Below are 13,973 nucleotides of genomic sequence, written 5' to 3'. Positions count from 1 at the left end.
ACTCTGTGGCTCAACGGTGTACCAGTTGATCCCCCAGTGAACGCGGCCCCAGCGGCAAGAAGAACATCAGGTAACGCAGCGCCACATAGCCGACGATCAGGGTGGCCGCACCGAGCTCGAGGTGAGCCAGCTGGCTGACTTGCTCGGCATAGTGAGCCCCCTCTGGCCACTGTGCCAGCAGGTGAGCCACCTTGAACAGCGCGGTGGCACCGATCACCAGCGGGAAGGTGAAGGCGGCAAAGCCCGGCGAGAACGGCAGACGCAACAGCTTGATGAAGGCCAGGTAGATGATGCCGGTCATCAGGATGGCGATCCCGAGCAGGGTAGCCACCAGCAGCAACGACGGATCCTCGCTCACGGTCAGGTAGCCGGCAAGCGACAGACTGGCGGGCGCGGCCAGGATGGCGATAGTCGGCTTGGCGGCGTCCGGCACCTCATGGCTGAAGATGAGGCGATAGAGCATCAGCGGCAGCATCAGACCATAGCAGATCATGCCAAACCAGAGCAGGACGTTGGCCAGCTCGGCGAAGGGGCCACCCGGATAGGCGACGTCGGCGACGATGATCCCGACCGGCGGCACGAACCAGCTCGGCACCATGTGATGGAGCTCGAACGCCTTGGCACGGTGCCAGATGAAGGTGGCCAGGAACAAGAGGTGAAGGATCACCCCAAACAGCCAGAGCCCCTGCCCCAGGGCCGGCGCCAAGAGACCCACCGCCTTGGAGACCACCATGGTGCCCATGGCATAGGTCGGTACCACGCTGCCGACCACGGGGTGCGCGAGATCCTGCCACAGCAGACGCGGGTGCAACACAAACTTGAAGGTGAGGATCAGGAGCAGCACGGCGGCGATGGCACCTCCCAGCAACTGCAGGCGGCCATCAAACTGACCGGCGTTTTCCCAGCACCAGCCGAGACTGGCAATCCCGAGGGCCAGCCCGGCCATGGGGGTCGGGGCAGAGGCCAGTGAGCGACGGGTTCTTGCAATCATGTCTGATACCCTCTTCTTGGTGACGATGGGCATAGGATAATGGGGCTCTATCGTTTACGATATCTAAATGAATTGAATTAAGCGTTAAGGAAAACTAAACACATGAAGCTGACCCTGCAACAACTCAAGGTGTTCGCCACCATCGCCCGCCACGGCAACCTGGGGCTGGCGGCCAACGAGCTCTTCCTGAGCAAGGGTGCCGTCTCCCAGTCGTTGCAGGAGCTGGAGCGCCAGCTCGCCACCCCGCTGTTTGACCGTGTCCACCCCAGGCTGCAGCTCAACAACGAGGGACGCCTGCTGCAACCGGCCGCCGAGGAGCTATTGACCCGGATGCAGGAGATAGAGCAGCTGTTTCGCCCAGATGCCGAGCCGAGCGGCCAGCTGCGGCTCGGTGCCAGCCAGACCATCGGCAACTACCTGCTGCCGAGCCTGTTGGCAGACAGCGCGAGTGAGCTGGGATTGCCGCCCAGAGTGACCATCGCCAACACCCATATCCTGTGCCACGCCCTGGCCAACTTCGAACTGGATCTGGCGCTGATCGAGGGGGAGAACCATCACCCGGATCTGGTGAGCGAGCCCTGGCTCGAGGATGAGATGCTGATCGTCGCACCGCCCCATCATCCGCTGGCGGGACGACTGGAGCTGCCCCTCGGTCAGCTCGGCGGCGAGACCTGGGTGCTGCGCGAGCCCCAATCCGGCAGCCGCGAGCAGTTTGAGCAACAGATCCAGCCCAAATTGCCGCGCTGGCAGGCCGGGCTCGAGCTCAACACCCTGGAGGCGGTGATGCTGGCGGTGGAGCATGGCCTCGGCCTCTCCTTTATCTCCCGCCTCGCGGTCTCGGACCGGCTGCAGTGCGGTCGCCTAGTGGCGCTGACCCCGAGCCGCCGCTTCCCGCGCCAGCTCTCCCTCGTTTGGCACAAGCAGAAGTACCACTCCGCCTCGCTGCGCCGCTTCCTGGCATTTTGCCGCCATCAGCAGCTCCCCCAACCTTCCGAGGCGTGATGCCATGGCGCGGCAAAGGTAAGCCGCAGCGCGGGTGCCGCCTTGCATCAATGACTGAGGGCGCCGCGGCGCCCTCAATTGATCAAGCCAACACCCGATCGGCTGATCACGCTTTTTCGTCGGGAGCGGACGAGAGCCCTCCCTCGACCCAGCCCAGCACCTGACGGGTCAGGGCCTGGGGCAGCCAGGCAGAGTCCAGCAGACCTTCGGCAACGCAGTGGGCGAAGTGATCCGCCTCGTGCTGCATACCACCTCCTGCTACCGGCTCGCAGATCTCCTGCGCCCAGGTGGCGTCAGGCGCCCCCGAGAGCCAGCGCACCCCTTGCGGATTCCACCACTTGCCCTCGATGATCAGGGTCCAGGGCTCACCGCCCCACTCCCCACTCAGGTAAGCGGCCTTGTCCAGATCCTCTATGATGGAAGCGCCCAGCTCGGCCCTGATCGCCCCGTCGAAGGCAAAGTCTGCGCTCAAATCTACCTCCCCGGGCGAGCGCTGCAGAAGCACCTCGGGCTCGCCAGCTTCCAGCCCCAACTGCCTGCAAAAGGCGGCATAGAGCCAGAGCGGATAGACCCCCACATCCCAGGCGGCGCCCCCCTCCAGGGCAGGATCGAACAGCTTGCCCTCGCGGGGCTGCACCGAGCCGAAGGCCGCGCGCAGGGACAGGGGGCCAGGCAATTCAGGCAAACGGGCAAGCAGGGTGCGCATGGCGGGGAAGCACATCACCTTCATGGCTTCGAGCAGCAGGAGACCCCGTTCATGGGCGAGCGCCACTAGGGCATCCCAATCCTCCTGCCGGGTCACCGCCGGTTTCTCCACCAGCACGTGCTTGCCCGCCAGCAACATCTCTTTGATCAGGGCAGCATGCTGTGGGTGGATCACCGCCACATAGACGGCGTCAACCTCGAGGCTCTGTGCCAGTGCCTGATAGCTGCCAAAGGCAAGCGGCAGGCCTTGCTCGTCGGCAAAGATCTGCGCCCGCCTCTGATCCCGGGCGGCGATCGCCACCACCTGCCCCAAGGCCCCATGCTGGTTGACGTCACGGCAGAATCGTCGGGCAATGGCCCCCGCGCCGGCGATTCCCCAGCGCAGTGGCGCTGTCTTTCCCTTTGCTTGCATCTTGTTTCCTTGTTGAATGTCCTGACCGTGACCTTACGCCTTGGCGAGTTTGTTACGCCTTGGTCAGGCTACGCAGCCAGCGGATTTCATCTGCCCAGATGGACTCGTCGATGGTCTCGAGGATCAGTGGAATGCCATCGAAGCGGGCGTCGTTCATGATGTGGTGGAACACCGCCTCGCCGAGGTTGCCCTGTTGCAAGCTGTGGTGGCGATCCACCCGGCTGCCGAAGGTGCACTTGGCGCCGTTGATATGCATCCCTTTCAGATACTCAAAGCCGACGATGCGATCGAAATCCGCAAATACCTGGGCGCAGCTCTCGGGGGTTCGCAGATCATAGCCGGCGGCGAAGGCATGGCAGGTATCGAAACAGACCCCGACCCGGCTCTTGTCTTCCACGCCGTCAATGATGGTGGCGAGATGTTCGAACGACCAGCCGAGATTGGTGCCCTGGCCGGCGGTGTTCTCTATGATGGCGCTCACCCCTTGGCTGCGCTCCAGTGCCCAGTTGATGGACTCGCTCACCAGTTTCAGGCTGACGGCTTCCGGGATCTGCTTCAAATGGCTGCCGGGATGGAAGTTCAGGTAACAGAGCCCGAGCTGCTCGCAGCGCTTCATCTCATCGAGGAAGGCATCCCGGGACTTGGCCAGCGCATCGGGGTCGGGATGCCCCAGATTGATGAGGTAGCTGTCGTGGGGCAGGATCTGCTCGGGGCGAAAGCCCGCCTTGTCACAGGCCAGCTTGAAGGCGCGAATGCTGGCCTCTGACAAGGGCGCCGCCTGCCACTGGCGCTGGTTCTTGGTGAACAGGGCGAAGGCATTGGCCCCGATAGCCTGGGCGCGGGCGATGGTGTTCTCCACCCCGCCGGCCGCACTGACGTGGGCACCGATAAATTTCATAAGATCTCCTCTGCACTGTTGGCGGGCAGCATCCGCTTGCCTGCGCATTCGCAACGAACGAGAAGGCACCTGACGTTGCCGCTGTGGGGCGCCATTATGCCCAAGCCTGCCCCTTGCGCCAAACCGGTATCTTAGATAGCTGCCATAGAAAAGGCGCCCGCAGGCGCCTTGTTCATCATGTCGTGATCCCTGGAGGCTCAATAAGCCAGCCCTGCGCCATAGGCATAGAGGGGATTGACCGAGTCGCTCGCCACGTCCGAGGCCTGGTTCAGCACCGCCTGCCAGTTGGAGGGCAGCTCGAAGGGCAGCTTGCCACGGGCCTTGGCCTTGCCACTGATCACATCGAACAGGGTCTGATCCAGGGCGCCGAAGTTGGCCAGCAGCACCTGGGCGGCCGGTGCCACCTCGGTCAGGATGGCGGGTCTGTCCAGATAGACCGAGAGCACCAGCGGCACGCCAGCCTGCTCTATGGTCTGGATGGCCGCCAGGTCGTCCGCGCCGTGATAGACCCCCTCGTGGGCGGTCTCCTGCACCACCTGATCGCTGCTGGCAAAGCCGAGCTGACCGAAGTGGATGCTGCCAAACGGGAAGCGGGGATCCTGCTCACCCGGCGCATTGACCCGGGCAATAGCGAGATCCGCCTCGGCCAAATCCGTCACCACCGTATAGCCGTTGGCAGTTGCCACCTCGGCATTGACGTTGAGCAGGTAAACTCGCTTGCCCTCGGCCTTGAGGGGCAGCAGGGCGCCCTCATTCTTGAGCAGGACGTGGGCCGCCGCCTGGGCAGCCTGTGCCTCTTGCTGGAACTCGGCCTTGCCCACCAGGGCGACCGCCGCCTGAGTGTCCACATAGGGGTTTTCAAACAGCCCCAGTTCGAACTTCTGCTCGAGGATCCGCGTCGCCGACGAGGTCACCGCCGCTTCCGTCACCAGGCCGCTCTGCACGGCGGCCAGCAAGGGGGCCGGATCTTCCACCCCACCAAACTGATCCACCCCGGCGGCGATGGCCTTGGCGTAGCGCTGGGCCTTAGTCAGCTTCTCCACCCCCCAGGACATGCCAAAGGGCACGCTCCAGGGACTGACGCCGGCATCCACCTGCGCCTGGCTCAGCCCCTCCTCGCAACGGGTATCGCAATCGTTGATGATGCCCCAGTCGCTCAATACCACGCCGCTGAAGCCGAAGTGACCGCGCAGCAGGTCGGTGATGATCTGGCGGTTGAAACCAAAGCCCACCTCCTCGATGGCCTGGCCCTCATAGGTCAGTCCCTCTGGCAGGGCGTAGTAAGGCATGACGGCCCCCACCTTGGCCTCGAAGGCGCCCTCGAACGGCACCAGGTGATAAGCGAACTGGCCACCCGGATAGACCTGCTCCTTGCCCCAGGGGTTGTGGGCATCCAGCCCGTCCTTCTGGGGGCCGGCCCCGGCGAAGTGCTTGACGACTGTGATCACGCTCTCCTTGCCTATCCCCTTGTCCCCCTGCTGGAAGCCCTCGATGTAGGCCTTGACCAGGGATTTAGCCAGCAGGTTGTTCTCGCCGAAGGTGCCGTTGATGCGCCCCCAGCGTGGCTCGGTCGCGAGATCCGCCTGGGGCGAGAGTGCCTCGTGGATACCGACGGCGCGGTACTCCTGGCGGGCGATATCGCCGAAGCGCTGCACCAGGGCGGCGTCACCGATGGCGGCCAGCCCCAGGGTTTCCGGCCACTGGGAGAAGGCGTCGGCGCCGACGCTGGTGGCCTTCGGATCATGGGTGAAATGGTTGCGGGGATCCGTGCTGACGGTCATGGGGATGCCGAGCCCCACCCCTTCCAGCAGGGCCTGCAGACGGTTGTTGTCCTCGGCAATGGCCGCCGGATCGCCCGCCATGCGGGTGATGAAGGTGTTGACCCCGTCGGTCTTCAGCATCTTGTCCATGGCGCTCTGGTCGATTCGCCCTTCCCCGTCCAGTACCAGGGTGCCGTGCATCATCAGGCCCGCCTTCTGGGCCAGGCTGAGCCGCGCCACCAGATCCCGGGCCCGCTCGGCGGCGCCGAGGCGCCAGTCTTCATAGGGGGTGAGAGTGCCGCTGCCATCCAGATCCTTGAACTGCAGCCCATCTTGTTCGAGCAGGCTGACGGTGCGGTGTCCCAGGCTGGGCTGGGTGGGTTTGGGGCTGGAGTCGTTGCCGTTGCAGCCCGTCAGCAGCAGGGCACCGATGGCCAGGGCGAGTGGGGTCAGGGCGAGACGGTGGTATTTCATTATTGTGACCTTCCTTGTGTGTGTAGGTCCGGCCACTCTATGCAAAACACGCCCGCCCCACTTGCCTGCCGGGAGCAGGAATTTGTCGGTTGGGAGCAGTGTTCAAAACTGTGAAAAGGCTTGCAGGGTTACCCTTGGTTACAAATCTGAAACATTAAGAGGAACCTGGCTCACGGTAATTTCCAGCGGCTGGCCGATGATGGAGGGCCATCGTCGACAAGGATTTCGTCGTGAAAACTGTCTCAAACCGGATCGCCCTGCACTGCATGTACCACTGGCAGAGACAGGGACGGGATCCGGACCTACTGCTGCAGGGAGCCGGCATTGCCAAGGAGGAGTTGCAGCTCCCCCAGGGCCGGATCGATGCGCCGCGCCACTTTCGGCTGCTGGCCCAGGTCGCCCCTTATGCGGATCTGGCCCACAACTGGGCGCCCCCCTCGCTGACGGGGCTGTTTGCCGACTATCTGCCACTGGCGAGCCTGTGCTGCAACGCCGCCACCCTGCGCCAGGCGCTGCATTTTTTCCTCTCCTTTCGCCCGCTCATCGGCGAGTGCGACAGACTGTTGCTGCAGGAGGAAGACGGGCTGGCCCGCCTCAGCTACTACTCAGATTCCGATCACCCTGACGTGATCGCCATGAGCAGCCTGGCCAACCTCTGTCACCTCTATGCCCTGCTCCAGTTCTACCACCCGGGAGAGGGCCAGCTGGTGCTGCCCACCCCGGTGCGCCCCAGATTGTGGCGCGAGCTGGCGGCCTGGCTGGGAGGGCGGCTGCGCCAGGGGGATGGCTATCAGCTGCGCTTCCCCGCCGCCTTGCTCGACATGCCCTATGCCAGCCACAACCTGGCGCTGCAACCCATGCTGCTGGGAGAACTTGGCAACCAGATGAGCCTGCTGCGTCCCCCCAGCCACTATCGCGAGCAAGTGCTTGCGCTGATCCGGCGCACCCTCTGGCAAGATGGCGGCGAGCCGCAGGCCCTGCTGAGCGGCATCTGCGATACCCTCAAGCTGACCCGCTGGACCCTCAATCGCCACCTGCGCGAGGAGGGCTGCCACTTCTCGGCGCTGCTGGATCAGGTCAGAAGAGAAGAGGCGTGCCGCCTGCTGCAGGACCCCAGCCTGCAGCTACAGGAGGTGGGTGGGCGGCTCGGTTTCGCCAGCCAGAGCAGCTTCACCCGCTTCTTCAAGGAGGCCTTCGCCCAATCCCCGAGCCAATACCGCTCACAGCGCTACCGGCTCTGAATCCACCTCCTGCGCATCGGCCAACAAGCCGGCCAGCCAGTGAATGAACAGCTGGACTCTGGGGGCCAGCTGACGGCGATGAGCATAGAGCGCATGAATGGGCAGCGGCGGCGCCTGCCACTGGGGCAGGATGCTCACCAGCTCGCCGCTGGCCAGCAGCGCCTCCACCCCGACCCGCGGCATCTGGATGATGCCAAGCCCGGCCCGCGCCGCCGCGAGATAGGATTCGCTGTCGTTGACCGTGAGGCTCACCGTCATGGGCAGCGTCGCGGGGCGGCCATCCTCGCCCAAGTACTCAAATCCGGGTTCGCCGCGCCCGAGCCCGGTGCCGTAGTGCACCAGCCGATGCCCTGCCAAGTCGGCAAGGCTCTGGGGCAGCCCGTGGGCGGCAAGGTAGCCGGCGCTGGCACAGTTGATCTGGCGATACTGACCGAGGGGACGTGCCACCAGGCTGGAGGGCTCCAGCGCTCCGACCCGCACCACGCAGTCAAAGCCCTCGCGCACCAAGTCGACTCGCCGGTCGGTGCTGCTCAGCATCAGCTGCAAGTCGGGATGGGCGGCCAGCAAGGCGGGCAGCGCCGGGATCACCAGATGACGGGCCATCCGGCTTGGCATGTCGACTCTCAATTGACCCGAGATCTGCCCCTCCTGGCGAAACAGACCACCAAACTCCTCCATGTCCGCCAGCAGATCCCGGCAGCGGGCATAGCAGAGCTGGCCATCTGTGGTCAGCTGCACCCGCCGGGTGGTGCGCTGCAGCAGGCGGGTGCCCATCCGCTCCTCCAGCCGGCGAATGGCCGCCGAGAGCGTCGCCTTGGGGATGGCCAGTTGCTCTGCGCTGCGGCTGAAGCTTTCGAGTTCGGCGACGCGCACGAACAGCCTCATCTCATCCAGTTGATCCATGGCGTGATTGTCTCTTCAAACGGAACAGTGCATTCATTATCGCCATCTTTATCCCTCATGAAAGGGATAATACAGTGACTCTGTCGGCTCGCCTCGAGCTCCTCATTCCCTAGACTGGAGTCACCCCATGACCAGACCTATCGCCCTCATCACCGGCGCCAGCCGCGGCCTTGGCAAACACAGCGCCCTCGCCCTCGCGGCCAAGGGCGTCGATCTCATCATCACCTACCGCAGTCAGGCTGCAGAGGCTGCCGACGTGGTGGCCCAAGCCCAGGCCCTCGGGGTCAAGGCTCACGCCCTGGCGCTCGATGTGGCCGACAGCGCCTCTTTTGTTGCCTTCGCAGATCAGGTGCAGCAACTGCTGCAACGGGAGTGGCAGCGCGGGCAGTTCAACTTCCTGGTCAACAACGCCGGCATCGGCATCCACGCCAGCTTCGAGCAGACCACAGAGCAGCAGTTTGACACCCTGCTCAATATCCACCTGAAGGGCACCTTCTTCCTGACCCAGAAGCTGTTGCCCCTCATCGCGGATGGCGGGCGCATCGTCAACCTTTCCACTGGTCTCACCCGCTTCGCCCTGCCCGGCTACGCCGCCTATGCGGCCATGAAGGGGGGGATCGAAGTGCTCAGCCACTATCTGGCCAAAGAGCTGGGCCCACGGGGCATCGCGGTCAACGTGGTGGCACCCGGCGCCATCGAGACCGATTTTGGCGGGGGCGCCGTGCGTGACAATCCGGCGCTCAACGACTTCGTGGCAAGCCAGACCGCGCTCGGCCGGGTCGGCCAGCCCGATGACATCGGCGGCGTCATCGCCTCACTGCTCTCTGCCGACAACCGCTGGATCAACGCCCAGCGCATCGAGGCCTCCGGCGGCATGTTTATCTAGTGCCCAGTCCTGCGCCGCACATGATCAGATCCGCACACCGTCGGCGCCCGACAGGGGCACGGCGGTAAAACGAAAGGCCCCCTCATCTGAGGGGGCCTTTGCATAGGGGGTGGGCGGCATAGCCGCCCAGATGAAACGAGGGCTACAGCCTCTTGCCACCGTTTGCGATCACCGACTGATACCAGTGGAAGCTGTCTTTCTTGATCCGGCGCAGGGATCCGCCCTGCTCGTCCCTGTCCACATAGACGAAGCCGTAGCGCTTCTGGTAGCCGTTGAGCCAGCTCAGGATGTCGGTAAACGACCAGGCGCAGTAGCCGAGCAGCTCGACCCCGTCCTGCATCGCTTCCTGGCAGGCTTTCAGGTGGCTTTGCAGGTAGGCGATGCGGTAGTCATCGTGCACCTTGCCGTCTGCCGTGAGCTTGTCGAACTCGCCGAGGCCGTTCTCGGTGATCATCAGCGGCAGGCCGTAACGGGACGAGAGGCGGCGCAGGGCGATGCGCATCCCGGTGGGATCGATGGCCCAGTCCCAGTTGCTGGTCTCCAGTTGCGGGTTGGGCGCCGTCTTGTAGAGACCGGGAATGCCGCTCGACGGAGTAGTGCCCTTCTGGCCCGTGGTGTTGATGCGCTGCAGGGTCTGGCCACCGAGCGGGTTGTCGGTGAAGGTCAGGGTGTAGTAGTAGTTCACCCCGATGTAATCCGGCGTGCCTTCGCGCAAGAGCTCCAGATCCCCCGGCAGGATCTCTGGCGCCTCGCCATTTTCCCGCAGGTAGGCGAGCGCCGCCTGGGGGTAGCGGCCGAAGCAGTAAGCATCCAGCCACCAGAGGTTGGTGAACTCCTCGGCATTTTCGAACGCCAGCATGTCTTTGGGATCGCAGGAAGCCGGATAGGCGGGCGAATAGGCGAAGCTCGGGCCTATGAGGCCACCCGGTACATGCTGGCGGAACGCCTTGATGACCCGGGCATTGGCCAGAAACGCGATGTGATTGGCGGCGAAGAAGCGTTTACGGTCCTGCACTGCGGGCGGATGAGTCCCCAACTGATAGGCATTTGTCAGGTTATAATTCTGTTCATTTAGCGAAACCCAGTATTTTACTTTGCCAGCGAAGCGCTGATACAGGGTCACACAGTAGTGCTCGAAGTCGTCGATGATGCGTCTGTCTTCCCAGCCGCCGTATTCGTCCTGCAGCGCCTGGGGCAGGTCCCAGTGATAGAGGGTCAGCACGGGTTCGATGCCGTGGGCGATCAGGCTGTCGATGAGTTTCTCGTAGAAGGCAAGCCCGGCCTCGTTCACCTCGCCACGGCCGGTGGGGAAGATGCGCGGCCAGCTCACCGAGAAGCGATAGGCCTTGAGCCCCATCTCGGCCATCAGCGCCACGTCTTCTTCCACCCGATGATAGTGATCGACGGCCACGTCACCGTTGCTGCCCTGGAAAGTCTTGCCCGGCAGCTTGGTGAACTGATCCCACACCGAGGGACCCTTGCCGTCGGCGTCCCATGCCCCTTCCACCTGATAGGCGGCGGAGGCGGCGCCCCACAGGAAATTGGCGGGGAAGTCGTTGAATTTGTGGTGATGCATCTGGCTTGTCTCCTTCTGCTGAACGTGGCCCGAGCCACCTCGAATGGGTGGATGCCGAACTGACCCCGGCACCCTGAATGAATTGGCACAAGCATCGAACAGTTCTAGAATTCCGTCCAATGACAATTTTGGCCATTCAACATTCCAAACAGGAATGAAAGCGAGATAGAGAGAGGAAAGATGGAGCTGAGAGACTTGAAGGCCTTCGTCACCCTGGGGGAGGTGCTGCACTTTGGCCAGGCGGCGGCGCGCCAGCACATCACCCAATCGGCGCTAAGCAAACAGATCCGGCGACTGGAGGCGGAATTTGGCGGCGAGCTGTTCGAGCGCAACGCCAGCAGCACCCGGCTCACCTTGCTCGGCCGTGCGCTTTATGAGGAGGCAAGCGCGCTGGTGGCGCAGAGCGAGCAGCTCGGCCGCACCGCCCGCGACGTGCTGGCCGGCAACGGCGGCACCCTGCGCATCGGCTTTGGGGTCGCCACCAAGCTGCTGGTACCCGCCGCCATCGCCCGCTTTCGGGCCGAACGACCCGAGGTCGGCATAGAGCTCAACGATCTGTCGACCCATCACCAGTTGCTGGCGCTGGCCGAGGGCAAACTGGATCTCGGCTTCTGCCGCCTGCCCGCCCCCAAGGGCTGGCACTTTCTGCCGGTGGTGCGCGCCCATTTCATCGCCGTGCTGCCCGCCAGTTACGCCGGGGTGAAGGGGCTTGGGGATCTGGTGGGCAAGCCGCTCGCCATCCTGCGCCGGGACAAGGCCCCCTCTTTTCACGATCAGTTCGTCCACTATCTGGCCCAGAGCGGGCTACGTTTTCGCGATATCCAGTATGTGAATGACTTCGCCGCCGGCATCGCCACCGCGGCGGCGGGCATTGCCTGGACCCTGGTACCCTCCTCCACCACCATAGAGCACCCGAACGTTGTCACCCTGCCCCTCACCGAGCCCGAGGCGAGCTGGATCATCGGTCTCACCCGCCCGCCCCACAGCAACAACCCGCTCATCGACGCCTTCTGGCAGACGGTGGCCGAGTTGGGGGACCCGGAACTCAGCGAAGACGCGGCGCAGGGGCGATAAGCCCCTCTCGATGCCGCTCGCCCACTATCTACCCCTCTCCGTCGCCCGGTCATTCCAGATCCATTGCGACATTGATGAATCCCTCTCATAGACCCATGCGCACTGCGCCGGCTAATCGGCGCGACACGCAGCCGCTACACTGACTCCCGCTCCAATGTCTCAGCCGCCGGAGGCCCGCACGGAATATCGTCCCAACGCACTTGAGGGATCCGGCCTTGGCATCGACACTCCATGGGCACATCCGGCTGTGCCTGCACAGCCTTCACACCACGGCGGGGCCACAGCCCCAAGATCAGACGAGGAATATGGCGATGAAAGTACTCGGCTATGCCGCCCAGTCGGCCCAGGTGCCCTTGGCGCCCTTCCACTTCGAGCGACGCGAGCCTCGCGCCGATGATGTGGTGATCGAGATCCAATATTGCGGTGTCTGCCACTCGGACTTGCACAACGCCCGCAACGACTGGGGCAACAGCCACTATCCCATGGTGCCGGGTCACGAGATCATCGGCCGGGTGAGCCGGGTCGGCAGCGCCGTGACCCGTTTCAAAGCGGGGGACAGGGTCGGCGTCGGTTGTATGGTCGATTCGTGCCAGCACTGTGCCCCCTGTGAGCAGGGGCTGGAGCAGTTCTGCGAGCAGTTCCCCACCCTGACCTATAACGGTGTCGACAGGCAGGATCGCAGCACGACCTATGGCGGCTATTCGGAGCAGATCGTCACCTCGGACAAGTTTGTGCTGCACATTCCCGATGGGCTGGAGCTGGCGGGCACGGCGCCCCTGCTGTGCGCCGGCATCACCACCTGGTCGCCCCTGCGCCACTGGCAGGCAGGCCCGGGCAGCAAGGTTGCCGTCATCGGCCTTGGCGGCCTCGGTCACATGGCGTTGAAACTCGCCAGTGCACTGGGGGCCGAGGTCACACTGTTTACCCGCTCCCCCGGCAAGGAAGAAGACGCCCACCGGCTCGGCGCCGATCACGTGGTCATCTCCAGCCAGGCTGCACAGATGGCGGCGGTGAAGGGAAAATTCGATCTCATCATCGATACCGTGCCCTATGTGCACGATCTCAACCCCTATCTGCCGGCCCTGGCCATCAACGGCACCCTGGTGTTAGTCGGTTACCTCGGCGATCTCAACCCCATGCTGAATACGGTACCCCTCATCATGGGTCGCAAGTCGGTGGCGGGCTCCCTCATCGGTGGCATCAAGGAGACCCAGGAGATGCTCGATTTCTGCGGTCAGCACAAGATCACCGCCGACGTGGAGACCATCGCCATCCAGGGCATCAACGATGCCTACGAGCGCATGCTAAAGAGTGACGTCAAGTACCGCTTCGTCATCGATATGGCATCACTCAAGGGCTGATCTCGCCCGCGCTGGCGGTGCGGCTCCCCGCACCGCCACCCAAACCACCATCCCTTCTCCGGCCACCATCCTGGCCGGCGTGGCCGACGCTTGCCCGCAGGCGCGGCCCAACCCATCTAACAGGAGAGCATCATGCTTATTCAATCCAGCGGCTCACAAGCCTCCAGCCAGGGCCCAAGCGACTACTTCACCGGCAGGGTACGGGTCGGTCCTCTGTTTGCGGCCAATGCTCCGGCCCGCGCCCTCGGGGTCAGCGTCACCTTCGAGCCCGGTGCCCGCACCCATTGGCATGTCCACCCCCTGGGTCAGACCCTGATCGTCACCGCCGGCTGTGGCCTGATCCAGCTGTGGGGCGAGCCCGCCCGTCACATCCGACCCGGGGACGTGGTCTGGATAGCGCCGGGAGAGAAACACTGGCACGGCGCCACGGCCACCACCGCCATGACCCATATCGCCATTCAGGAACAGCAAGAGGGCAAGACCGCCGATTTTGCCGAGCAGGTCACTGAGGCCCTGTACCTCGCCTGAAAAATAGCGCAGTGCCAGGGAATGGCGCTCACCCTTTTCCCTCCTTTGCCAATCACCCTGCCGGCTTGCAGCTCCTTTTTGTGGTAAATATCAGCAAGCTGGACAAGCGGTTTGGATCGAGTCAACTCGTCTCATTAGAGGTAGCCAGAGGTAGCTTTTGAA

General features: G+C 63.8%; 12 protein-coding genes. 6 read left to right on the top strand and 6 right to left on the bottom strand.

Translation table 11 applies throughout. The features are described 5' to 3' along the window. Window positions 1–10: 10 nt before the first annotated feature. A complete protein-coding gene (locus tag BN1137_RS01560) occupies window positions 11–991 on the bottom strand; it encodes a TDT family transporter (protein WP_050717127.1) in 981 nt (326 codons plus the stop codon). Between the two features lie 102 nt (window positions 992–1,093). On the opposite strand from BN1137_RS01560, the gene BN1137_RS01555 reads away from it, so the two are divergent. Continuing rightward, window positions 1,094–1,993, top strand: a complete 900-nt coding sequence (locus tag BN1137_RS01555; RefSeq protein ID WP_050716921.1) for a LysR substrate-binding domain-containing protein — start codon at window positions 1,094–1,096, stop codon at window positions 1,991–1,993. Between the two features lie 106 nt (window positions 1,994–2,099). Here BN1137_RS01555 and BN1137_RS01550 read toward each other — a convergent pair whose 3' ends face one another. The 3 genes from BN1137_RS01550 to BN1137_RS01540 form a co-directional block, all read right to left on the bottom strand. Then, window positions 2,100–3,110, bottom strand: coding sequence for a Gfo/Idh/MocA family protein (locus tag BN1137_RS01550; RefSeq protein WP_050716920.1), 1,011 nt, complete (start codon window positions 3,108–3,110; stop codon window positions 2,100–2,102). 52 nt (window positions 3,111–3,162) lie between these two features. Beyond that, window positions 3,163–4,008 carry a deoxyribonuclease IV gene (gene nfo / locus BN1137_RS01545; protein WP_050716919.1) on the bottom strand — a complete coding sequence of 282 codons (846 nt, stop codon included), beginning with the start codon at window positions 4,006–4,008 and terminating at the stop codon, window positions 3,163–3,165. Window positions 4,009–4,205: 197 nt separating this feature from the next. Next, the gene (locus tag BN1137_RS01540) at window positions 4,206–6,242 is read right to left on the bottom strand and encodes a glycoside hydrolase family 3 protein (RefSeq protein ID WP_050716918.1); all 2,037 of its coding nucleotides are present in this window, start codon (window positions 6,240–6,242) and stop codon (window positions 4,206–4,208) included. A gap of 230 nt (window positions 6,243–6,472) precedes the next feature. On the opposite strand from BN1137_RS01540, the gene BN1137_RS01535 reads away from it, so the two are divergent. Next, window positions 6,473–7,483, top strand: a complete 1,011-nt coding sequence (locus BN1137_RS01535; RefSeq protein ID WP_050716917.1) for a helix-turn-helix transcriptional regulator — start codon at window positions 6,473–6,475, stop codon at window positions 7,481–7,483. On the opposite strand, the gene BN1137_RS01530 is transcribed toward BN1137_RS01535, so the two are convergent. After that, window positions 7,463–8,386, bottom strand: coding sequence for a LysR family transcriptional regulator (locus BN1137_RS01530; RefSeq protein WP_050716916.1), 924 nt, complete (start codon window positions 8,384–8,386; stop codon window positions 7,463–7,465). The two genes, BN1137_RS01535 and BN1137_RS01530, sit on opposite strands and share 21 nt — an antisense overlap. A 127-nt stretch (window positions 8,387–8,513) precedes the next feature. On the opposite strand from BN1137_RS01530, the gene BN1137_RS01525 reads away from it, so the two are divergent. Beyond that, the gene (locus tag BN1137_RS01525; protein WP_050716915.1) at window positions 8,514–9,272 is read left to right on the top strand and encodes an SDR family NAD(P)-dependent oxidoreductase; all 759 of its coding nucleotides are present in this window, start codon (window positions 8,514–8,516) and stop codon (window positions 9,270–9,272) included. A 142-nt stretch (window positions 9,273–9,414) separates the two neighbouring features. On the opposite strand, the gene BN1137_RS01520 is transcribed toward BN1137_RS01525, so the two are convergent. Further along, complete coding sequence (locus tag BN1137_RS01520; RefSeq protein WP_050716914.1) at window positions 9,415–10,848, bottom strand: glycoside hydrolase family 1 protein; 1,434 nt, start codon at window positions 10,846–10,848, stop codon at window positions 9,415–9,417. A 180-nt stretch (window positions 10,849–11,028) separates the two neighbouring features. Between BN1137_RS01520 and BN1137_RS01515 the strand changes: the two genes are divergently transcribed. The 3 genes from BN1137_RS01515 (at window position 11,029) to BN1137_RS01505 (ending at window position 13,811) form a co-directional block, all read left to right on the top strand. Next, complete coding sequence (locus BN1137_RS01515; protein ID WP_050716913.1) at window positions 11,029–11,922, top strand: LysR family transcriptional regulator; 894 nt, start codon at window positions 11,029–11,031, stop codon at window positions 11,920–11,922. Between the two features lie 311 nt (window positions 11,923–12,233). Further along, entirely contained in the window at window positions 12,234–13,283 is a 1,050-nt protein-coding gene (locus BN1137_RS01510; protein ID WP_198150577.1) for an NAD(P)-dependent alcohol dehydrogenase, read from the top strand. 132 nt (window positions 13,284–13,415) lie between these two features. Next, on the top strand, window positions 13,416–13,811 hold the full coding sequence (locus tag BN1137_RS01505) for a (R)-mandelonitrile lyase (RefSeq protein WP_050716911.1): 396 nt from the start codon (window positions 13,416–13,418) through the stop codon (window positions 13,809–13,811). Window positions 13,812–13,973 lie beyond the last annotated feature (162 nt).

Source organism: Aeromonas tecta, from assembly GCF_000820185.1.
In the GTDB taxonomy this organism is placed as follows: Bacteria; Pseudomonadota; Gammaproteobacteria; order Enterobacterales; family Aeromonadaceae; genus Aeromonas; species Aeromonas tecta.
The sequence above is the reverse complement of the archived record's forward strand: the minus strand, read 5'-3'. Positions and strand labels throughout refer to the sequence as shown.